Source organism: Nocardia sp. NPDC003183 (assembly GCF_053590715.1).
In genome coordinates, this window is the sequence record NZ_JBSFTG010000007.1 from 199,478 (window position 1) to 221,070 (window position 21,593).

The window sequence follows — 21,593 nt, forward strand, 5'->3', positions numbered from 1 at the left end:
GTGGAGGTTGTCGCCGAGACTTCCGCCGACCCGGCGATCGAGGTCGTGGAGGTAGCGGCCGAAACGGTCGCCGCCGTCCCGCCCACCTCGGACCCCGAGACCGAGCCGAGTTCCGCGGACTCGCTGACCGAGGTCGGCGAAGCCGCGGCGGAGCGGGCAGGCGACCGGCAGGAAACCGCCGAGGCCGAAGCGGTCGCCGCCGCAGACGCTGAGCGTCACGCGCTCACCGAAGGCGCCCTGCCGGAGTCGGCCGATGAGGTCGTCACCGCCGAAATCGCCTCGGACACCGGGGTTCTGACCGAGACTGTTTCGGCCGAACCCACCGTCGAGGCAGAACTCGCCGTCGGCGACGAATCAGCCACCGCTGAGACCTCGGCCGCTTCGGATGCCGAGAGCTCTTCGGGCGCATCGGACGAGGTAGCGACTGCTGCCGACGCGGTCGCGGAGGCTGCACCTGCCGCCGAGACTGTGTCGGGCGTGGAGGCTTCCGTCGAGGGTGAGGCTGCTATGTCGGGCGTGGAGGCTTCCGTCGAGGGTGAGGCTGCGGTGTCGGATGCGGAGGCTTCCGCTGAAGGCGAGGCCGCGGTGTCGGGCGATGCGGGATCCGGTGAAGCGGCGGAGTCGGCTGATCTGAGCGAGCACGGATCGTCGGTGTCGCGCTGAACGGAGCGGGTGACCCGTTCGGTACCGCGGAGCTGCGGGCCGGAGTACTTGCCGCGTGGCGGGATTCGCCGACGCGGTTACGCGAGGACAGTGCCAGCGAGGCGGATCTGGTGGCCGCGGGCTACCGGGACCGGCTGCTCACCGAACTCGCGCAGAACGCGGCCGACGCCGCGGCCAAGGCCGGTGTCGCGGGTGAGCTGATCGTGCGGGTGCTGGACGGGCGGCTGCACGTCGCGAACACCGGTGCGCCGCTGAGTGTTTCCGGTGTGCACGCGCTGACGGCACTGCGTGCCTCCGGAAAGGCGGGTGCCGCCCAGGTCGGTCGCTTCGGTGTCGGCTTCACCGCGGTGCGGTCCGTGGGCGACGAGATCGAGGTCCGCTCGACGACCGGATCCCTGCGCTTCTCCCGCGTCGCCACGCTGAACGCCTTGCACGACACGGGCATCGGCATCCCCGACAACCTGACGACAATCGCGCCCCCGGTCCTGCGCCTGGCCTGGCCGGTGCCGACCACCCCACTCGCGGGCACCGACACCGAGATCGTCGTACACCTGCGCGACGACATCGACCCCGCGGCCCTCCTCGACGCCATGCGAGCCGAGGCCCCCGACCTCCTCCTGGAACTACCGGCCCTGCAGCGCATCCGTATCGACACGGACGAATTCACCAGCGCGGTAACTGTTCTCGCCACCAACGCCCAACCTGCTGACGCTATTCGTTCCAACGCCGCCCAGACAACCGACGCTACTGCCGCCGCCTCCACAGACGCCGCCGCCGTTGACGCCGCCGCCGTTGACGCTGCCGTCGATGCGACCGCCACAGCTGTGGCCGCAGACGCCGCTGCCGCTGCCGTCGACGCCACAGCCACAGCCGCGGCCGCAGACGCCTCCGCCGCTGCCGTCGACGCGACCGCCACAGCCACAGCCACGGCCGCGGACGCCGCAGCCGCAGCCGCAGCCGACGGACGTGACGCCCCACGCGAGCTCGACGCCAACGTGTCCCACGCCGACCGCCCCGGCACCCTCTCCCAGCTGACGATCACCCTCCCGTCCGGCGCGCGCCGAGTGTGGTGGCAGTACCGCTCTCCCCGAGCCCGCTGGCTACTCCCACTCCGTCACGGTCGCCCCGTCGCGACTGCCCCGGATGTCCTGCGCGCCCCGACTCGATCCGACGAGGAACTCTCTCTCCCCGCGATCCTGGTCGCCGATATCCCGATGCAGCCCGACCGCCGCCGCCTCCTTCCCGGCGCCCGCATCGCCGAATTGGCCTCCGGATACGCGGATTTCGCCCGCGCGCTGCCGCCCCGGGACCGTCTCGTCCTGGTCCCCACGCCCGGCTTCGCCCGCAGCGAAGCGGACGCGATCCTCCGCGAAGCCGTGATCGCCGAGCTTCGTACCAACCCTTGGCTCCCGGTGTGCGCCACGCGCGAGCAGGCCACAGCCGATCCGTCGGACTTCCCGGAGCCCGGCTCGCCGGCTTCATCTGAGAATCTCCACCCGCCAGGACACTTCGGAACCGACGATGCCGGGCAGAACAGCGCTCCCGACCTCGGGGACCTCTTCGCGTCGGACGAACCAGGCACACCCGGCCATGGCGTCACGACACGATCAGGGCGCGGCGCGTCGGCTTCGGATGACCTGCCGGATCTGGCGGCTCTCTTCGCATCCGACGATGCCGAAGCGACCGGCGGCGATGGATCCCCTCTCGCCTCGGGCGAATCCGCACCGCACAGCGATCCTTTCGCCCCGGAAGAGCCCACCTACGAACCGGTCGCAGCGGACGCGCCGTGCAGCACACCGACCCGCGCGAGCGTATTTCCCGATCTCACACCGGAATTGGCCGCGATCCTCGCCGAGATCACCGGACCGCTGGTGATTCCGGAGCTGTCCGGCCGTGCCGGTCAGGACAAGCTGGCGGTGCTCGATGTCCATCGGCTCGGACCGGCCGCGGTGGCCGAGCGGACGAGCGGACTGGAACGTGAACCACGGTGGTGGCGGCGGTTCTACGCCGCCCTGGAACCGTTCGTCGTCGACACCAGGACCGCCGAGGAATTCGGCGCGCTGGCCGTGCCGCTGACCGACGGGCGGCTGGTCACCGGTCCGCGGACCGTGGTGCTCGATGATCAGCTCACGGTGGCCGTGCCGGTGCACTGGGCGCGCCTGGTGCACCCGGACGCCACGCACCCGCTGCTCGGTCGGCTGGGGGCCCGCAGCGCGAGTTCGGATGACCTGCTCACCGATCCGGCCCTGCGCGATCTGCTCGAGCAGGATCCGGCCGACCCGGACACGGTCGCCGCGGTGCTCCAGCTGGCGCCCTTCGCCTCCCACGGCTCGCTGCCCGACTGGCTCGGCCTGCTCGAATTGCCCGACGAAACAGGCGAGCTGAGCCCCGCCGACGAACTGCTGCTGCCCGGCGCCCCGCTCGCCGAGGTCCTGGCATCCGACGCCCCCTTCGGCACCGTCGCCGACGCCGCCGTCGCCGAGTACGGCGAGCAGGCCTTGCGCGCGATCGGTGTCGGCTGGGGTTTCGCGGTGCTCACCGATCCGGAACCGGTCGGCCCCGATCACGACCTCGACGCCGAACAGTCCTGGTGGGACAGCCTTTCCGAAGACCCCCGCGAGCTCGTCGCGGTCCGCGATCTCGACCTGGTCGACGAAGACCGCTGGCCGCAAGCGCTGCGCCACTTGCTGTCCGAGCCGCGCACCCGTGCCCTGCTGGCCGATCGCGACGGCTACACCGCCTGGTGGTTGCACCGCCACGCCCAGATCGACGGCATTCCGTTGGGCCGGCTCCACCACCCCGACGACGACGAATTCGACGGACTTCTACCGGTATTCGCGGCTGTCGGCATCGAAGGCCCCGATCTCGATGCGCTGCGCCCCGTTCTCGTGCGCCCGGACATCATGTCCGCCGCGCTGGCCGAGGAACTCCTCGACGCGCTGGCCGATCCGTCGAAATCCCCTGCCCCCGAGGTGATCGCCCGAACCAATGCCCGTCTGGCCGCCGCGGTCGCGTCCGGCGTCCTCGATCCGCGCGAACTGGATCTGCCCGAGCAGATCCGCGCACTGTCCGGCGACGTCGTCGACGCGAGTACCGCCATGGTTCTCGACCAGCCCTGCTTCGGCCTCGTTGTCCCGCCGGAACGCCTCGTGGTCGGCGACACGGCACACGCGGACGCGTTGGCCACCCTGCTCGACCTTCCGCTGGTCTCGGCGGAGGTCAGTGCCGAGGTGCTCGGCACCGGTCGCCGAAGTACTTGGGCCGCAGAGCCTTTGGGTGTGGTGCTGCGTCAGCTGTGGTCGCCGCAGGACGTCACCGGGGAGCTGGTGCTGCACGAAACCCTCGAAGTGCATCTGCGCGGGGCGATCTCGGGCACTGTCCACGTCCCGTGGTGGTGCGAGGGCGACGTGACCCACGTACAGGCGCCGCGCGGCTGATCTATTCCGCGTGCGTGGCGACCATCTCGGCGAGCAGATCGAGCTGAACCTGCACGGACTCGCTGTCGTCATCGACCAGCCACCGCAGCACGATCCCGTCGATCACATTGAGGATGAACCGGCTCAGCGTCGCCACCGGGGTGTTCCATCGCGTCTCGGTCGCCTCGCTGCAATGGTTGATCACATCGGCGACGGTGCTGTCGTTGAACCCGTACTGCTCGCGGGCGATCGCCAGCTTGGCCGGCGTCGATTCGCCCTCGCGCAGCGCGTAGGTGGTGGTCTCGTAGGTCAGCAACTGCCGTTCGGGAGTGGCTTCGATGTTGCGCCACATCAGTTCCAAACCGCGGCGCACCAATTTCTGAAGTGCTTCTTTTCCTGTTCCTGCGTCTTCCCATACCGTTTCATCGGCATCGACGGAATCGCGCAATTCCATCGAGAGCGCTTTGACCAGCTCGGTCATCAGCGCGTCCTTGTTTTCGAAACAGTAATGCACCACACCTAGCGAGACGCCTGCCGCTTGGGCGACATCGCGCGTGGTCACGCCCGCCACGCCCTTTTTCTCGGCGAGACCGATCGCTGCCTCGATCAGGTGGGCTCGTCGTTCTTCGACGCTCAATCGGGAGGACACTGTGCGAGTTAAGCGCTCACGCCACGAACAGTCAATTCGCCGGTCCGCCAGAAAATCCTGGACATTTGACCAGTTGATGTGGTTGTCTCCGAAATGGAAGTTGCGAAGGAGTCGCCCGATGTCCCTGTCCCGCCGCACTATGCTCACTGTCTCGGCACTGGGTGCCACGGCACTGCCCGTCATCTCGCAGAGGGGAATGCCGGTCGCCCACGCGAATCCCGAGGGATTCGAATTCGGGCTCGGTAGCGCCGATCTCACGGGCCCGGCCGCGGAATGCGGCATGATGGGCTACTCCCAACTCGAACAGACAACAGCGGGAATTCATCTGCGCCCACGCGCGCGTGCGTTCGTCATCGGTGCGCGCGGATTTCGGATCGCGTTCGTCGCGGTGGAGAACGGCGCGGTGTTCGCCTCGGTGCACGGCGCGGTGCTGCTCGCGCTCGCCCGCCGTTTCGGTGACCGGTATTCCGAGCGGAATGTCGTTCTCACCTCCACGCACACCCACGCCAGTTGTGGCGGTTCCGCGCACGACTACGCCTACACGCTGGCGACGCTGGGATTTCAGCAGCAGGTCTTCGACGCCGAGGTCGACGGAATCGTCGAGGCGATCGTGGCGGCCGACGCGGACTTCGCGCCGGGTGCCATCAGCCTGGGGCGCGCAGAACTCCACGACGCCAGTGTCAACCGCTCGCGCGTGGCCTTCGAGCGCAATCCGGCCGCCGATCGCGCGGTCTTCCCCGACGCGATCGACCCCGCGGTGACCACGTTGGTGTTCGCCAGACAAGGTCGTCAGGTCGGCGCGCTCACCTGGTTCGCCACCCACAACACCTCGATGACCAACGCGAACCGCCTGATCAGCTCCGACAACAAGGGCTACGCGAGCTACGCCGCCGAGCACCTCGAGCACGGCGTCCGCCACCTCGACGGCGCCGGCTTCCTCGCCGCGTTCGCGCAGACCAATGCCGGTGACATGTCGCCCAATCTCGGCCTCACGCCCGGCAACGGACCGACCACCGACGAGTTCGACAACACCAGGATCCTGGGCGAACGCCAGCATCACGCGGCGAAAGAGGCGGCGGCGCAGGCCGCCGTACAGCAGGCCGAGGTCGCCTCGATGCTCTGCTACATCGATCTCGCCGCGCTCACGATCGACGGCCGCTTCACCCCCGACGGCGCCCCGCGACGCACCTCCCCGGCCGCGGCGGGCGTCTCGCTGGCGGCGGGCAGCGTCGAGGACGGTCCCGGCCTGCCCGGCGGCCCGATCCCCGAAGGCGTGCGCAATCCGATGGTCGACTTCCTCGGCGGCATCGACCACCCGCACCCCGCCTGGCTCGCCGACGCCCAGGCGCCCAAGGCGATCTTCGCCCCGCTCGGGCTGATGCCGCCCGTACCGTGGGTTCCGAATGTGGTGCCGATCCAGCTGATTCGCATCGGTGACCTGTATCTGGCCGCCGCGGGCGCGGAATTCACGATCGTCGCCGGGCTGCGCGTGCGCCGCGCGGTGGCGGCGGCGCTCGGCGTCGAGCTGGAACAGGTACTGCTACAGGGCTATTCGAACAGCTACCACGAATACGTCACCACCCCCGAGGAATACGACTCGCAGCAGTACGAGGGCGCTTCGACGCTGTTCGGCCGCTATACGCTGTGCGGGTATGTGCAGGAATTCACCAGACTGGCAGCGGCGTTCGCCGCGGGTCAGCCGGTCGGGCGCGGTCCGGCGCCGCGCGATGTCTCCGCGCTGCAACCGAACTTCGCCGCCGCGCCAGGGCCCGACGCGACCCCGCCCGGCCGTGGTTTCGGTGACGTCCTGATCCAGCCGGCAGCCTGTCGACGCGGCGAACAGGCGGCTGTCGAGTTCGTCTCGGCCCATCCGAAACACAATCCGCGCCGCGGTGACACCTTCCTGCACGTGCAGCGAAAGACCTCGACGGGCTGGGATCGGGTGGCCAACGAAGGTGAATGGGACGTCCGCTTCCACTGGCGCACAGCGGGCGCCTCGGTCTCGATCGCCCGCTTCACCTGGGATATCCCCGCGACGGCCGAACCCGGCGTGCACCGATTCGTGCACTACGCCGACGCACTGGGCGCCGACGGCACGCTTCGCCCGGTTCTCGGGACCAGCGACGAATTCGCGGTGAGCTAGTCGGTGTCGAGGCCCACCTGGGCGCCCTTGTCACCGCGCCGCGCGGAACGCCGCTGCAACAGGAAGATCGACGACCCCAGCACGCCCACCACGAGCCCCATCAGGCACACCGGACGGGCATCGGCCCAGCTCGCGTTCATCCACACGACCGCGGTCGCGATGACCCACAGAGCGAAGCCACCCAGCACCACGGGGCGTGGGTCGACCAGGAATCGGGGCAGTTGCGGTATCTCGGGACTGACAGGTCCGGCGTCCATACCCAAACAGTAGCCGTGTGAAACCCGTCAGCACAGCCGGATTTACCGTAGAGTTCTGCACTGTGACAATGCCATCGGACGTCCGTGCCCTGGCCGGTGATCTTTCACTGGCCGTCGTGCGGCTCACGAGACACCTGCGCGGACGCCGTTCCGATGCGCAGATCTCGCTTACTCAGCTGTCGGCTCTGGCGACGCTGGCTCGTGATGGCGCGATGACGCCCGGCGCGCTGGCAGGCAAAGAACGCGTGCAACCACCGTCGATGACCCGTGTCATCGCCTCGCTCGCCGATCTCTCCCTGGTCCAGCGCCGCCCGCACCCGACCGACGGCAGGCAGATCATCGTCTCGCTCTCGCCCGCCGGTCGCGCGCTGATCGCCGACGAGACCAATGCCCGCGAGGTGTGGATGACCGGTCAGCTCGCCGGACTGCGCCCCGAGCAGATCGCGGTGCTCGGGGAAGCCGTCGGCATCATGAACCAGATCGTCGCCGAATCGGAGTGATCAGCTCGATTGCCGCGCCGCGTCGGCCGAGACCACGTCATGGCCGAGCGGGAACAGCGACAGCGGCACCAGCTTGAGATTCGCCCAGGCGAACGGCAGACCGATGATCGTCACCGCCAGCGCGATGCTGGTGAACACATGGCCCAGCGCCAGCCACCAGCCCGCGAAGACGAACCAGATCACGTTGCCGATCAGCGAGCCCGCGCCCGCACCGGGTTTGTCGACGACGGTGCGGCCGAACGGCCACAGCACGTACCCGGCCAGGCGTAGCGAGGCGATCCCGAACGGGATGGTGACGATCAGGATGAAACAGATCAGTGCCGCGAGCAGGTACCCCAGTGCCATCCAGAACCCGCACAGCACCACCCAGAGCACGTTCAAGATCAACTGGACAATCTTCATGCTTCCAGCATGCCAGGATTAGCCGGTGGCCGAAGTGATCGATATCGACGACCCCACCGACCCGCGCGTCGACGACTTCCGTGACCTGTCCAATGCCGACCGCAGGCCGGATCTGCCGGGCCGAAAAGGCCTGGTCATCGCCGAGGGCGTAGTGGTCGTGCAGCGGATGCTCGACTCGCGTTTCGCGCCCAGCGCCCTGCTCGGCGTCGGGAAGCGCTTCGAGACCCTCGAAGGCGATCTGGCCGATCGCGATCTGCCGTACTACCGCGCGAGCGCGGAGGTGATGGCCGAGGTGGTCGGCTTCCATCTCAATCGCGGCGTACTCGCCGTGGCGCCGCGTCCGGCGGAGCTCACCGTCGACGAGGTGCTCGACGGCGCCCGCACGGTGGCGGTCCTGGAGGGCGTCAACGACCACGAGAACCTGGGTTCGATGTTTCGCAACGCCGCCGGGCTCGGCGCGGACGCGGTGCTGTTCGGCGACCGATGCGCCGATCCGCTCTATCGGCGGGCGGTACGGGTGTCGATGGGACATGTGCTCCGGGTGCCCTTCGCGCAACTGCCGCAGTGGCCGGCGAGCCTGGACCTCGTGCGGGACAAGGGTTTCCAGATCATCGCGTTGACGCCGAACCCCGCGGCGGTGAATCTGGCGACGGCGATGACGGGGGAGAAGGTGGCGCTGCTGCTCGGCGCCGAAGGGCCCGGCCTGACCGAAGAAGCCATGCGCGCCACCGATGTTCGCGCGCGCATCCCGATGTCACCCGGAACCGATTCGCTCAACGTCGCGACCGCGGCGGCGATGGCGTTCTACGAACGAGTGCGCACGTCATGAGCAAGGAATGTGAGGGACCGTATCGGGCGCAAGCGGATTCGGTGCCATGGGCGGCCGGCTGCACCGTGGTCGTGCTGGTCGCGTTGCTCGGCGGGGTCGCGGTCTACGCCTTCGGCTGCGCGCTGGCCGCGGTCAATCCGCTGCTGGCGATCGGGGTGAACGTGGTGGCGGCGATCGGGGTGGCGCCGACCGCGTGGCGGTGGCGGTTCACGCCGGTGGTGCGGTGGGTGCTGGCGGGTGCGGCCGCGGCGGTGGTGCTCGGCTGGATCGCCGTGATCGTCTACCAGCTCAGCTGACGCTCACAGCACCCGATCGGCACCGCGCAACCACCCGAAGAGCCCGCGCTCGCGCCGCGTCGCCGCCCCGGGACGACCGACCGGCACGCGCTTCTGCTCCGGTGCCTGGCCTTTCGGATACAGCGTGAAACCGCAGACCGGCAGGTCGCCGGGGGTGAGTCGGCCGGAAGCGGCCGGGGTCAGGTAGCGGAAACCGAGCCATTCGTCATTGGCGGCGTCGGCGAAATCCGGTGGATCGAACGGCAGCGACTGGGGTTCGGGATGGTCCGAACCCCGCCACGGCACCGGATGCTCGCCCGCCCAGAAGGTGCGCTCCCACACCATCGGGAGCCCTTCGTTCTCGAGAATGTCCACCCGGGTGGAACTGAACGACCGCCGGAATTCGCCACGTTCCCAATGCGCGAACGCGCCCCAGTGCAGTGTCGTGTCGTAGGACACCAGGTAGGTGTGCTCGGAAGCGAGCGGGCGCACCAGCAGATCGGGCAGCTTCGTCGGATGGACCAGCGCGGCCTCGGCCGTACACACCACGGTCAATCCGGGATAGCACCCGATATAGACCTCGTCCCGATCCGGTGCGGCGCATCCGGCGAGCGTCCCGACCATGTGCGGCCGAACGTCGTGGTCGCCGTACAACTGCCCGGCCAACGCCGCCGCCGCGACAGGATCGGACTCGATAGTTCCGGTCAGCACCGCCACCGGATCAGGCGTATCGACATACCAGAGCGTAGAAGCCACTGTCCCGCCTCTCTGTCCCGCCTCTCCGTGTATTCAAGCCAGACTCAGGTGGGTGGCTCGATGGCGTCGGCGGCTGACGGTTGGCGGACGTGGTACGTCAGTTCGTTCCCGGCGAGTTACCCATGTTCTTGCGAGATATGGCGACCGGGCCCGTGACCGTCCGCAAGCTTTCAGTTGCCGGAGCTGCGGACGCCCAGCAGAACGTCTTCCCAGGACGGCATGGGCGCCTTGCCGCGCTTGGTGCGCGCGGGCTTCGGTGCGGGCTTCTCGGCTACCGGTTCCTCGGCGGGCTTGTCCGCTTGCGCCGCGGGCTGGCTCGGCGTGGCGGGAACAGCGGGCTTCGGGGCGGCGGGCTTGGGCGCGGCGGGGATCGGTGCCGCGGGGATGGGTGCGGCCGGAATCGCCGCCGTGCCACCGCCTGCGGCGACCTGACGCTGCTCGTAGTACTCGTCCACGTTCGGCGCGGGCCGGCTCTGCGGACGCGCCGCGGGCGCGGCGATCTGCTCGCGCGGACGCGGCTCCACCGGGGTCGGCGGTTCGAGCACCGGCGAGGCGGCCGGAACCGGCGTGGGCAGGATCGTCGCCAGCCCACGCAGCGCGCGGCCGAAGTCGGGATCGATCAGGTCGTTGGCCGGGTCGTCGAGCGGCGACACCGAGCCGCCGTGCGCGTCGGGCTGGTAGCGCCAGTGCGCGGCGATCTCGGAGTGACCGTGGCGCCACTGCAATTGGGCGACCCAGAAACCCTTCTCGTCTTTCCAGGCATCCCACTCGGCCTGTTCGATGGTGTGGCCGCGCTCGGCGAAGGCCGCCGTGACGATCTCGTGCAGCGTTTCCACCGAGGGGCCGTCGGGACGCACCGGGTGCGCCTTCTGCGCCAATTCGGCGGCGCGCGCACGCTCGAGCAAGACGGGGTAGGCGAATCGTTCGACTTTGGATTCCGGCATGCCGGACTCTGCCGTGACCTGCTCGACGGACGCTCCAGCGCGAATACGGGCCTGGATATCGCGAGGACGCATAGTCGCCTCCGTTTCGATCTCGATCTGGCCGAATCGTGCGAGGTCGCCGCGCGCCGCCGCGCGGAGCTTGTCGTCGGCGGGCAACCGGAACTTGGTACCGGACTCGGTGTCGCTGCACACGATGTGCGTGGAGTCGGGCGTCACCCCGATCACTCGAAGTTCACGCACCGTTACCTCCCTATCGCGTCGGCTACGACACCGCCCACTTTCCTAGACAGTAGTGCACATTACTTGGCCGCCGCAGCAGACACGCACGACTTAAATCGCGCACCAGCCGTGCCCAGGGGGCTAATCTGAGCGGCTCACCACCCGAATTCAGCTTGTGTACAGGGGTTTTGGTGATAGATCAACATCAAATATCGATACCGAGATCTGTCGAAACTCGGCGAATATTGCGAATGTGTGCAGTCCGAACAAGAAGGGCCGGTGCGCGGCGAACCGAATGGGTTCACCGGGCACCGGCCCTATCGCGGTCTTATCTCAGAGCTGACCGACGACCCAGTCGATCGAACGGGTCAGCTGCGAAACATCTTCCGGGTCGATCGCCGGGAACATGCCGACGCGCAGCTGGTTACGGCCCAGCTTGCGGTAGGGCTCGGTGTCGACGATGCCGTTGGCGCGCAGGATCTTGGCCACCTGGGCCGCGTCGATCGCGTCGTCGAAGTCGATGGTGCCCACGACCTGCGAGCGGTGCGCCGGGTTCGACACGTACGGGGTGGCGAAGGAGCTCGACTCGGCCCACGAGTACAGCCGCGAGGACGAATCCAGGGTGCGCTTCACGGTCCAGTCGAGGCCGCCGTTGGCGTTCATCCACTCGATCTGGTCGGCGAACAGCAGCAGGGTCGCCAGCGCCGGAGTGTTGTAGGTCTGGTCCTTGGAGGAGTTGTCGACCGCGATCGGCAGCGAGAGGAACTCCGGGGTCCAGCGACCCGATTCCTTGATCTCGGCGACGCGGGCCAGCGCGGCCGGGCTCATGATCGCGATCCACAGGCCACCGTCGGCGGCGAAGCACTTCTGCGGGGCGAAGTAGTACACGTCGGAGTCGGCGATGTTCACCGGCAGACCGCCCGCGCCCGAGGTGGCGTCGATGGCGATGAGGGCGTTCTCCGAACCGACCGGACGCGACACGGGGATGGACACACCGGTGGAGGTCTCGTTGTGGGCCCAGCCGATGAGGTCGACCGAGGGGTCGGACACGGGCTCGGGCGCGCTGCCCGGCTCGGCCTTGACGACGATCGGGTCGCCGATGAAGGGGTTGCCCTTGGCCACCGAGGCGAACTTCGAGGAGAACTCGCCGTTGGTCAGGTGCAGCGAACGCTCGCGGATCAGGCCGAAGGCGGCGGCATCCCAGAACGCGGTGGTGCCGCCGTTGCCGAGCACGACCTCGTAGCCGTCGGGCAGGGAGAACAGCTCGCGCAGGCCGTTGCGCACGCGCGCGACGACGTCCTTGACCGGCTTCTGGCGGTGCGAGGTACCGAACACCGAGGCGCCGACAGTCACCAGGGACTGCAGCTGCTCCGGGCGGACCTTGGACGGGCCGCAGCCGAACCGTCCGTCGGCGGGCTTGAGGTCGGCGGGAATGGTCGGGAACGCACTGGTCATGGGGGCGAGTTTAGTGGTCGGCCGAAGCTCGTACGCGCACGGGGGCGGGGTCGGGAACCGGCTGTGAGACGGCCCACTCGTGTTCGCCGGGGGATCCTCAGGACACGCCGGTCATGAAGTCGACCAGCCCGAACGGCGCGCTGTCGCCGATGCACAGGTCGAGGATGCGGTGCGCGTCCGAGGCCGCCCTCGCGCTGCGGGGGAACAGGGCCGCTTCGTAGGCGGTGAGTGCCGCTTCCCGGTCGCGGGGGTGCGCGGCGAGCGCTGCGGCGAGTTCGGCACCGTCGAGCATGGCGAGATTGGCGCCCTCGCCCGCGGGTGGCGCCAGGTGCGCGGCATCGCCGAGCAGGGTCACGCCGGGCACACGGTCCCAGCGGTGGCCGGTGGGCAGCGTGTTGATCGTGCGCGCGACCGGCGGGGTGTCGCCGTCGGTGATCAGTGCGGTGAGCTCGGGCGCCCATCCGTCGAATTCGGCCGCAACCCGGGCGAGCGCGGCGGTGGGGTCGGTGAAGTCGATGCCGTCGAGCCAGTCGGCGGGGCGGGCGAGTTCGGCGTAGGTGTGGATGACATCGCCCGCCTCGCGGTGCGCGGAGATGCCGTTGCCCGGTGCGAGCGCGAACATGCCACCGTCGCCGACCACCGCTGCCGCCGCCGGGTGCCGGTTGTCCACGTCGTAGAGGTAGGTCTCGACGAAGACGGCGCCCGCGTATTCGGGTCGCGCCGTCGAGAGCAGCGGGCGGATCCTGGACCAGACGCCGTCGGCGCCGACGAGCAGCTCGGTGCGCACGATCGAACCGTCGGCGAACGTCAGCTCGTGGTGGCCGTCGCCGAGAGCGGCGACTTCGGTCAGTTTCCGGCCCCACTGGACCGTGTCCGCGGGCAGGCTGTCGAGCAGGACGCGTCGCAGATCGCCGCGCAGGACTTCGGGCCGTCCGGTGCCGCCGTCGTCGGGCTCGTCGAGGAGCAGCTCCCCGTGGCGGTCGAGGATCCGGGAGGCCGCGCCGCCCTCGTGGATGATCGCGCGGAACTCGGCGGTGAGGCCCGCCGCGGCGAGTGCGAATTGGCCGTCGTGTTCGTGGATGTCGAGCTGGCCGCCCTGGGTGCGAGCGCCCGCCGACGGCTCGGCCTCGTAGACCGTCGCGGCGATGCCGTGGACGTGGAGGACTCTGGCGAGCGTGAGGCCGCCGAGGCCGGCGCCGATGATCGTGACCGGTGTCGTCATAGCGATTTCCTTTCCGATTCTGGAACGGCGTTCCATCGACCTAGTTTGGAACGATGTTCCAGAAGTGTCAAGATGGTGTGCATGGCGACACGTCCCCCACGGGCCACCCGACGCAGCGACGCGCTGTCGAAGCAGCGGATCGTGGACGCCGCGATCGAGATCCTCGACGCCGGTGGCGAGCGCGCGCTCACGTTCCGTGCACTGGCTTCGCGTCTGGAGACCGGCAGCGGGGCGATCTACTGGCATGTCGAGAACAAGAGCGATCTGCTCGCCGCCGCGTCCGGCGGCGTCATCGCCCGTGTCCTGGCGAGCTCGGACGACAGCGCGGAGCCCTTCACCGCGATCCGTGCCGTCGCGCTCGGGATGTTCGACGCGATCGACGCCCATCCGTGGGTGGGCGCCCAGCTCGTCCAGGAGCCGTGGCAGCTGGCGATGGTGCAGATCTACGAGCGCGTCGGCGCGCAGTTGCGGATACTCGGCGTCCCCGAGCCGTCGCTGTTCACTGCCGCGTCGGCGCTGGTGAACTACATCCTCGGCGTTGCCGGGCAGAACGCGGCGAACGCTCGACTCGCTGTGCACGAGGGCGACCGCTCGGCGTTCCTGCGGTCCGTCGCCGCCCGCTGGACACAGCACGACCCGGCGGAATTCCCGTTCGCCCATCAGATCGCCGAGCAGCTGCGCGAGCACGACGATCGCGAACAATTCCTCGCCGGAATCGACTTCGTTCTCGCCGGGATCGCCGCCCTCGGCTGACCGCGTGGATGCGGTGAGTGCGAGGAATTTGCCCTTGTGCGAAGGGTGTTCGCATTACCCTTCTGCCATGAGCCTCGTTGTGGCCGACTCGGGTCGGACCCTGCTCGACCGGTGTGTGTGGGCCTTCGGCCGGCGGCCGGGGTTGCTGTCCGAGGGAGCGCGGCGGGAACTACTGATCAGGGGGCTGCCCGCGATGGCGAGCGTGCTGTCGATACGGACGCGCCGGGGGGAGGGTGGCTATCGGTTCAGCGTGCGGGTGTCGGTGCCGGGGGAGCTGGCCTACGACGCGCGGGTCCGGCAGCGGGTGCGTAGCCAGGACCTGGAGTGGATGCAGACCGGCGACGTGGTCGGCTGCCGGGTGGACCCGGGGGACCGGGAGCGAGTGGTGCTGTTCGTGCCAGAGGCGCCGGAGTCGGGGCGCAAGGCCGCGGCCAAGATTCTGGCCAACGGGCGGCGAGCGGAGGCCATCGTGCTCGCGGTGGCGCCCATCGCGGCGGATTACACCGGACGCGACGATCCGGTGCTCCGGCTCGATCTCGAGATGCGGGCCTGGGACGAGCCGTTGCCGTGGCGGGTGCGGTTGATTCAGCCGGTGCCGCTCGCGGCGGTCGGCCAGATCGAACTCGGAACGCGCTTGGAGGCGGCGTTCTTCACCGTCGACCGAGGGGCCTCTGTCGCGATCGATTTCGCGGCGTTGACGCGCTGAACGCGCCGGCCGCGCGACGCTGCGCGGGCGGCGTCCGCTACAGGTGGACGAACGTGAAACCCGCTGCGCGCAGGGCCGGTAGCGCCGCGGCCATTCCGGCCGCGGTCCCCGATCGAGGACGGTGCAGATGCGCGAGCGCGATACCGCCGGGAGTGGCCGCGCTCATCGCCCGCTGCACCTGTGCCGCCGACGCGGTTGCCCCGAAGTCGGCATTGACGGTGAAACCCAGTGGGGTCTCGCCCAATTCGTTCACGATCGCGACCGCCACCTCGTCGTAGTGCGCGGTGCCCGCGCGAAAGAATCGCGGCGCGCGGCCGGTGAGCTCGATGATCCGCTGGTGGTTGTCCCAGACCTCGTACGCGGCCTCCTCGGCGGAGGCGGTGCCCGCAACCTTGTAGGCGGACCGGCCCGACACCGAGAGCGGCTTGTGCGCGCCACCGTGATTGGCCAGTTCGAACAGCGGATTCGCCGCCAGCCGCTGGACCCGAGCCGGATCGGCGTCGACCCAGCGTTTGTTGAGGAACAGGGTGGCCGGGATCTGTTCGGCGATCAGCAGGTCGATCAGGGCCTGGTCGAGGTCACTGTTGCCGGGACCGCCGCACGCGTCGAACGTGAGCGCGAACCGCTTGCCGCCCGTGGGGAAGCCGCTGGTGATGCCGGGCAGATCGACGCCCCACTGATGCGGGACGGCGCCCGCGTGCCGGGCGGCCACCTGGGCGGGAAAGGGGGTCGGCACCGCCTCCGGGGTGGCGATCGGGTGCGCGCTCACCGGCGAGGCAGGCAGCCCATCGGTGCGGCCGGTTGACTCGGGTGCGGCCGAATCACCTTGTGCGACAGCGCATCCTGTGGCAACCGCAGTGGTGAGAGCAGCGCAGGCGCCGAACAGCCGACGCCGCGACAAACCATTGCTGTACACGATCCACCCCTCACGAACATATTCGCTGGGATGTTATCGCCGAACCGGTCGCGGTGCTCGTCGAACACGTTCTAGCAGGTGAATCATTAGACACCGCAAATAGCTGAGAATGAACCGGGCGCCGAGATCGCGGCGCCCGGTTCGACGACTCAGTGCTGCGAGATGGTGGACCAGCCCGGAACCTCGTCCGGGGTGCGGGGGCCGGGCCCGGTGTAGATCGCGGCGGGGCGGACCAGCTTGCCCAGCTGCTTCTGCTCGAGGATGTGGGCACACCAACCGGCGGTCCGGCCACAGGTGAACATCGCGGGCATCATGTGCGCCGGAACCTCGGCGAAGTCGAGGATGACCGCGGCCCAGAACTCGACATTGGTCTCGATGGCGCGATCCGGGCGACGCTCGCGCAGCTCGGCCAGCGCGGCCTGCTCCAGCGCGGCGGCCACCTCGAAGCGGGGGGCGTCGAGGCGCTGGGCGGTGGCGCGCAGCACGCGGGCGCGCGGGTCCTCGGCGCGGTACACGCGGTGGCCGAAGCCCATCAGCTTCTCTTTGCGGTCCAGGATGCCCTTGACCAGCGCCCGGGCGTCACCGGACTGCTCGACGGCCTCGATCATCGGCAGCACGCGCGCCGGGGCGCCGCCGTGCAGCGGGCCCGACATGGCGCCGATCGCGCCGGACAGCGACGCCGCCACATCGGCGCCGGTGGAGGCGATGACGCGGGCGGTGAAAGTGGAAGCGTTCATGCCGTGCTCGGCCGCGGACACCCAGTAGGCGTCGATGGCCTCGGTGTGGCGCGGGTCCGGGTCACCCTTCCAGCGGGTCATGAACCGCTCGGTGACGGTGTCGCACTCGTCGATCTTGCGCTGCGGAACGGCGGGCTGATAGATGCCGCGGGCGGACTGCGCCACGTACGACAGCGCCATCACCGAGGCGCGGGCGAGGTTCTCGCGGGCGGTCTCGTCGTCGATGTCGAGCAGCGGCTCGTAGCCCCAGATCGGGGCGAGCATCGCGAGGCCGGCCTGCACGTCGACGCGCACGTCACCGGTGTGTACCGGCAGCGGGAAGGGCTCGGCGGGCGGCAGGCCGCGACCGAACTCACCGTCGACCAGCAGGGCCCACACGTCGCCGAACGTCACCTGATCGGTGACCAGATCCTGGATGTCGACGCCGCGATATCGGAGGGCGCCACCGTCCTTGTCCGGCTCGGCGATGTCGGTGGTGAAGGCCACCACGCCTTCCAATCCGCTGACGAAATCCTGTGGTACCGAGCTGGTAGTCATGGTGACTCTCCTTGCAGGGGCATGCCGATATTTCTGAACCCTAGACCCGGACATACCGCGGAGTAATCTCGCCCCTATGCGTGACCTGGACCCCGCCGCGACCACCGCGCCCGACCTCGCCGCGATGCGTGTCGACTACGGCAATCCCCTGATCGTCGCTGCCACCGAACCCGATCTCGACGAGACCTGGGTGGCCGGTGGCTGGGAACCGTTGCTGCGCAGCTGGATCGAGCAGGCGCGCGGCGCCGGAGTCGCCGAACCCAACGCGATGGTGCTGGCCACGGTCTCGCTCACCGGCCCCGCGCCGCGACCGGTGGCGCGCACGGTCCTGTGCAAAGGACTCTCGCCCGAGGGCGTCACCTTCTATACGAACTACGACTCGGCCAAGGGCACCCAGCTCGCCGCCGACCCGTACGCGGCGGCAAGTTTCGTCTGGCCCGCGCTCGCCAGGCAGGTGCACGTGCGCGGCGTGACCGAGCGGGTGTCCGCCGCGGTGACCGCGGCGTACTGGGCGGCGCGGCCGCGGGAGTCGCGGCTGGGCGCGTGGGCTTCGCAGCAGTCGCAGCCGGTGGCCACGCGGGCCGAACTCGATCGCGTGCTGGCCGAGACGACGGCCCGTTTCGCCGATGTCGACGACATTCCCGTGCCCCCGTTCTGGGGCGGTTACCTGCTGCGACCCGACGAGGTGGAGTTCTGGCAGGGTCGGCGCGGCAGGCTGCACAACCGCATCGTGCTGCGGATCGACGGGCACACCACAACGGTCCAACGTTTGCAGCCGTAACGAGCGGTGGGCTATGTCACTGCGCCTAAACATGGGATGACCGGGCCGCAGTGGCTAATCTGCGCTGAGTGAAGCTGCTCGCCGACACCGAACCCCTGCGTAATCGCGACTATCGCAGACTGTGGACGACCAATATCGTCACCGTCATCGGCGCTCAGCTCTCGGTGGTCGCGGTACCGCAGCAGATCTTCCAGATCACCGGCAGTTCCGGCTACGTCGGGCTGGCCGGTTTGTTCGGACTGGTTCCGCTGGTGGTGTTCGGGCTCTGGGGCGGCGCGCTCGCCGATGTGATGGACCGGCGCACCCTGCTCGTCATCACCACGGCGGGCACGGGCCTGACCGCGGTGGCGTTCTGGGTGCAGGCCGCGCTCGGGGTGAACAATGTGTGGCTCGTCCTCGGGCTGTTCGCCACCCAGCAGGCGTTCTTCGCGGTCAATCAGCCCACTCGTAGCGCCCTGATCGCCCGGTTGCTGCCGCCGGAGCTGATGGCCTCGGCCAGTTCGCTGAGCATGACGGTGCAGAACGTCGGCATGATCGCGGGACCGGTGCTGGCCGGTGTCCTGATCCCCGTGATCGGGTTGCCGATGCTGTATCTGATCGACTCGATCGCCCTGCTCGCGACGCTGTGGGCGGTGTGGCGGCTGCCCGCCTTCCCGCCGACCGGCGAGCAGCGCCGGGCCGGGCTGCGCGCCGTACTCGACGGATTCCGCTATCTCGCGGGTCAGCGCATCCTGCTCGCGTCGTTCGTCGTCGACATCATCGCCATGGTGTTCGGCATGCCGCGCGCGCTGTTCCCGCAGATCGCGCACGAGACGTTCCACGATCCGGCCGAAGGCGGGGTGGCGCTGGGCCTGTTGTTCGCGGCCATCGCGGCGGGTTCGGTGATCGGCGGCGTGTTCTCCGGGTGGATACCGCGGGTGCGCAGGCAGGGACTGGCGGTGATCGTGTGCATCGCGCTGTGGGGTGTGGCGATGGTCGGCTTCGGGCTCGCGGTGGGGTTGGCCGGGCACTGGTTCGGACTGGGCGTGTGGCTGTGGATCGCGGTGGCCTTCCTGGCGTTCGGCGGCGCGGTCGACATGGTCTCGGCGGCGTTCCGCACGGCCATGTTGCTCAATGTGTCCACCGACGAGATGCGGGGACGGTTGCAGGGCGTGTTCATCGTGGTCGTCGCAGGTGGGCCGCGGATCGGTGACGTTGCCCACGGTTTCGCCGCGGCGAGCATGGGTACTGCTGTAGCGGCTGCCGGTGGCGGCGTACTGGTGGTGATCGGCGTGGTGCTCGCCGCGCTGGCCTTCCCCGCCTTCGTGCGCTACCGGGTCACTCGCGCGCACTCCGCCGTGGCCATGAATTGACTTGCGCGGCAAGGGGATTCGGGAACCGGATCCGTGTGCTCGGCAATCGTCGGGCACCGCCGCGCTGATGGTGTGGAAAACGGGATCGGCGCAGGTCCCCGGCCTTGCGCCGACCTCACCGCCGCACGTGACCGGTGTGAGAACAGGACAGGACAACCCTGATTGCTCGTCCTGACCGAACAACAGCTAGCGTTAGCGCAAGCGCACCTGTGCCGACCGCACCGGTGCCTACGGTTCTAGCCTGAGAGGGATCCTTCCGTGCCCGCTGAGAACATCACCAACGTCACCGAAGACGCCAAGGCGGTACTCCAGTACCCCGGTGGCGAGTTCCCGATCTCGGTCACCAAGGCCGCGGAGGGTAACGACGGGCTCGACTTGGGCAAGCTGCTGGCCAGCACCGGTTACGTCACCTATGACCCCGGTTTCATGAACACCGCGTCGACCAAGTCGGCCATCACCTACATCGACGGTGAAGCGGGCATCCTGCGCTACCGCGGCTACCCGATCGACCAGCTGGCGGGCCGCTCGACCTTCATCGAGGTCAGCTACCTGCTCATCTACGGCGAGCTGCCGACCCAGGCCCAGCTCGACGACTTCACCGATCGCATCCGTCGCCACACGCTGCTGCACGAGGACCTGAAGCGGTTCTTCGACGGCTTCCCGCGCAACGCGCACCCCATGCCGGTGCTGTCGTCCGCGGTGAACGCGCTGTCGGCGTACTACCAGGACTCGCTGGACCCGCGCGACCCCGAGCAGGTCGAGCTGTCCACTATCCGCCTGCTGGCCAAGCTGCCCACCATCGCGGCCTACTCGTACAAGAAGTCGGTCGGTCAGCCGTTCCTCTACCCCGACAACTCGCTGTCGCTGGTCGAGAACTTCCTGCGGATGACCTTCGGATTCCCGGCCGAGCCCTACGAGGTCGACCCCGAGGTCGCCGCCGCGCTCGACATGCTGCTGATCCTGCACGCCGACCACGAGCAGAACTGCTCCACCTCGACCGTGCGCCTCGTCGGCTCCTCCGACGCCAACCTGTTCACCTCGGTATCGGGTGGCATCAACGCGCTGTGGGGCCCGCTGCACGGCGGCGCCAACCAGGCCGTGCTCGAGATGCTCGACGAGATCAAGGCCAACGGCGGCGACGTCAAGGAATTCATCCGCAAGGTCAAGAACAAGGAAGACGGCGTGAAGCTCATGGGCTTCGGACACCGCGTCTACCGCAACTACGACCCGCGCGCGACGCTGGTCAAGCAGGCCGCCGACAAGATCCTGTCGAAGATCGGCGGCGACGACCAGCTGCTCGACATCGCCAAGCAGCTCGAAGAGGCCGCCCTCACCGACGACTACTTCGTGTCGCGTCGTCTGTACCCGAACGTCGACTTCTACACCGGCGTCATCTACCGGGCCATGGGCTTCCCGACCCGCATGTTCACCGTGCTGTTCGCGATGGGCCGGCTGCCCGGCTGGATCGCGCACTGGCGTGAGATGCACTCCGAGCCGCTGAAGATCGGCCGCCCGCGCCAGATCTACACCGGTTACGGTGAACGCGACTACCGCGCGATCGACAACCGCTAGTTTCGATCCGCCGTTGTCGGCAACTTTGTTGGGTACAGCAATCTATCGAAGGGGATAGCCCGCATGACCAAGCCGGAGATCGAATTCCAGGAGGGCCCCGCGCCCACCGAGCTCGTCATTACCGACCTCATCGAGGGCGAAGGCAAAGAAGCGGTGGCCGGTGGCACCGTCGAGGTGCACTACGTCGGCGTCGAGTTCGACAACGGTGAGCAGTTCGACTCCTCCTGGGATCGCGGCGAGTCCCTCACCTTCCCGCTGCGCGGCCTGATCCAGGGCTGGCAGGACGGCATCCCCGGCATGAAGGTCGGCGGCCGTCGTCAGCTGGTGATCCCGCCGGACCTCGCCTACGGTGCCGCGGGCGCGGGCCACGCGCTCTCCGGCAAGACGCTGGTCTTCGTGATCGACCTGCTCAACGCGAACTGATCTCACCGCATTTCGGCCCGTGCCTCCTCAGGGAGGCACGGGCCGTTGCTGTTTCAGGGGTAAGGCACCCGCCTCGCGAGCCGCGG

Annotated in this window: 20 protein-coding genes; 11 read left to right on the plus strand and 9 right to left on the minus strand. The window is 68.9% G+C overall.

The genetic code is table 11. The features are described from left to right. Positions 1-695: 695 nt before the first annotated feature. Positions 696-4,100, plus strand: coding sequence for a sacsin N-terminal ATP-binding-like domain-containing protein (locus ACWDXS_RS22120; protein WP_449968338.1), 3,405 nt, complete (start codon positions 696-698; stop codon positions 4,098-4,100). A gap of 1 nt (position 4,101) precedes the next feature. Here ACWDXS_RS22120 and ACWDXS_RS22125 read toward each other — a convergent pair whose 3' ends face one another. Then, positions 4,102-4,866 (minus strand): TetR/AcrR family transcriptional regulator, encoded by a 765-nt coding sequence (locus ACWDXS_RS22125; RefSeq protein ID WP_378990507.1) that lies wholly within the window; start codon positions 4,864-4,866, stop codon positions 4,102-4,104. Between ACWDXS_RS22125 and ACWDXS_RS22130 the strand changes: the two genes are divergently transcribed. Further along, a complete protein-coding gene (locus ACWDXS_RS22130) occupies positions 4,847-6,871 on the plus strand; it encodes a neutral/alkaline non-lysosomal ceramidase N-terminal domain-containing protein (protein ID WP_449968224.1) in 2,025 nt (674 codons plus the stop codon). The genes ACWDXS_RS22125 and ACWDXS_RS22130 overlap by 20 nt on opposite strands. Here the strand turns inward: ACWDXS_RS22130 and ACWDXS_RS22135 are convergent. Beyond that, a complete protein-coding gene (locus ACWDXS_RS22135; protein ID WP_379313841.1) occupies positions 6,868-7,128 on the minus strand; it encodes a DUF2530 domain-containing protein in 261 nt (86 codons plus the stop codon). The genes ACWDXS_RS22130 and ACWDXS_RS22135 overlap by 4 nt on opposite strands. Positions 7,129-7,196: 68 nt before the next feature. Here ACWDXS_RS22135 and ACWDXS_RS22140 point away from each other — a divergent pair, with 68 nt between their 5' ends. Further along, positions 7,197-7,628 (plus strand): MarR family winged helix-turn-helix transcriptional regulator, encoded by a 432-nt coding sequence (locus ACWDXS_RS22140; RefSeq protein WP_379295987.1) that lies wholly within the window; start codon positions 7,197-7,199, stop codon positions 7,626-7,628. On the opposite strand, the gene ACWDXS_RS22145 is transcribed toward ACWDXS_RS22140, so the two are convergent. Continuing rightward, positions 7,629-8,030 (minus strand): YccF domain-containing protein, encoded by a 402-nt coding sequence (locus tag ACWDXS_RS22145; protein ID WP_378631982.1) that lies wholly within the window; start codon positions 8,028-8,030, stop codon positions 7,629-7,631. Between the two features lie 25 nt (positions 8,031-8,055). Here ACWDXS_RS22145 and ACWDXS_RS22150 point away from each other — a divergent pair, with 25 nt between their 5' ends. Then, entirely contained in the window at positions 8,056-8,859 is an 804-nt protein-coding gene (locus ACWDXS_RS22150; protein WP_378990503.1) for a TrmH family RNA methyltransferase, read from the plus strand. Continuing rightward, on the plus strand, positions 8,856-9,155 hold the full coding sequence (locus ACWDXS_RS22155; protein ID WP_378990502.1) for a DUF2537 domain-containing protein: 300 nt from the start codon (positions 8,856-8,858) through the stop codon (positions 9,153-9,155). The genes ACWDXS_RS22150 and ACWDXS_RS22155 overlap by 4 nt, the downstream gene beginning before the upstream one ends. Before the next feature lie 3 nt (positions 9,156-9,158). Here ACWDXS_RS22155 and ACWDXS_RS22160 read toward each other — a convergent pair whose 3' ends face one another. The 4 genes from ACWDXS_RS22160 to ACWDXS_RS22175 all read right to left on the minus strand — a co-directional run bounded on the left by ACWDXS_RS22160 (position 9,159) and on the right by ACWDXS_RS22175 (position 13,730). Next, a complete protein-coding gene (locus ACWDXS_RS22160) occupies positions 9,159-9,890 on the minus strand; it encodes a DUF6928 family protein (protein WP_449968230.1) in 732 nt (243 codons plus the stop codon). 170 nt (positions 9,891-10,060) lie between these two features. Next, positions 10,061-11,074, minus strand: coding sequence for a septation protein SepH (sepH, locus tag ACWDXS_RS22165; RefSeq protein WP_378990500.1), 1,014 nt, complete (start codon positions 11,072-11,074; stop codon positions 10,061-10,063). A gap of 312 nt (positions 11,075-11,386) precedes the next feature. Continuing rightward, on the minus strand, positions 11,387-12,508 hold the full coding sequence (serC, locus tag ACWDXS_RS22170; RefSeq protein WP_378990499.1) for a phosphoserine transaminase: 1,122 nt from the start codon (positions 12,506-12,508) through the stop codon (positions 11,387-11,389). A 97-nt stretch (positions 12,509-12,605) separates the two neighbouring features. Next, complete coding sequence (locus tag ACWDXS_RS22175; RefSeq protein ID WP_449968233.1) at positions 12,606-13,730, minus strand: FAD-dependent oxidoreductase; 1,125 nt, start codon at positions 13,728-13,730, stop codon at positions 12,606-12,608. Positions 13,731-13,811: 81 nt separating this feature from the next. On the opposite strand from ACWDXS_RS22175, the gene ACWDXS_RS22180 reads away from it, so the two are divergent. Together ACWDXS_RS22180 and ACWDXS_RS22185 are read left to right on the plus strand one after the other, a co-directional pair. Continuing rightward, entirely contained in the window at positions 13,812-14,483 is a 672-nt protein-coding gene (locus ACWDXS_RS22180) for a TetR/AcrR family transcriptional regulator (protein WP_378990497.1), read from the plus strand. Positions 14,484-14,550: 67 nt separating this feature from the next. Beyond that, the gene (locus ACWDXS_RS22185; RefSeq protein WP_378990496.1) at positions 14,551-15,189 is read left to right on the plus strand and encodes a hypothetical protein; all 639 of its coding nucleotides are present in this window, start codon (positions 14,551-14,553) and stop codon (positions 15,187-15,189) included. Positions 15,190-15,226: 37 nt separating this feature from the next. Here the strand turns inward: ACWDXS_RS22185 and ACWDXS_RS22190 are convergent, their stop codons facing one another. Further along, complete coding sequence (locus ACWDXS_RS22190; RefSeq protein WP_379317987.1) at positions 15,227-15,958, minus strand: polysaccharide deacetylase family protein; 732 nt, start codon at positions 15,956-15,958, stop codon at positions 15,227-15,229. Between the two features lie 296 nt (positions 15,959-16,254). After that, on the minus strand, positions 16,255-17,379 hold the full coding sequence (locus ACWDXS_RS22195) for a citrate synthase 2 (RefSeq protein WP_378990493.1): 1,125 nt from the start codon (positions 17,377-17,379) through the stop codon (positions 16,255-16,257). 76 nt (positions 17,380-17,455) lie between these two features. On the opposite strand from ACWDXS_RS22195, the gene pdxH reads away from it, so the two are divergent. From pdxH to ACWDXS_RS22215, 4 genes are all read left to right on the plus strand, one after another. After that, positions 17,456-18,160, plus strand: coding sequence for a pyridoxamine 5'-phosphate oxidase (gene pdxH, locus ACWDXS_RS22200; RefSeq protein WP_387446404.1), 705 nt, complete (start codon positions 17,456-17,458; stop codon positions 18,158-18,160). 68 nt (positions 18,161-18,228) lie between these two features. After that, positions 18,229-19,512: an MFS transporter gene (locus tag ACWDXS_RS22205; RefSeq protein ID WP_449968239.1), complete on the plus strand. Its 1,284-nt coding sequence runs from the start codon at positions 18,229-18,231 to the stop codon at positions 19,510-19,512. A gap of 258 nt (positions 19,513-19,770) precedes the next feature. After that, positions 19,771-21,084, plus strand: a complete 1,314-nt coding sequence (locus ACWDXS_RS22210; RefSeq protein ID WP_101464504.1) for a citrate synthase — start codon at positions 19,771-19,773, stop codon at positions 21,082-21,084. Between the two features lie 63 nt (positions 21,085-21,147). Next, positions 21,148-21,507 carry an FKBP-type peptidyl-prolyl cis-trans isomerase gene (locus ACWDXS_RS22215; protein ID WP_378990490.1) on the plus strand — a complete coding sequence of 120 codons (360 nt, stop codon included), beginning with the start codon at positions 21,148-21,150 and terminating at the stop codon, positions 21,505-21,507. Positions 21,508-21,593: the final 86 nt, after the last annotated feature.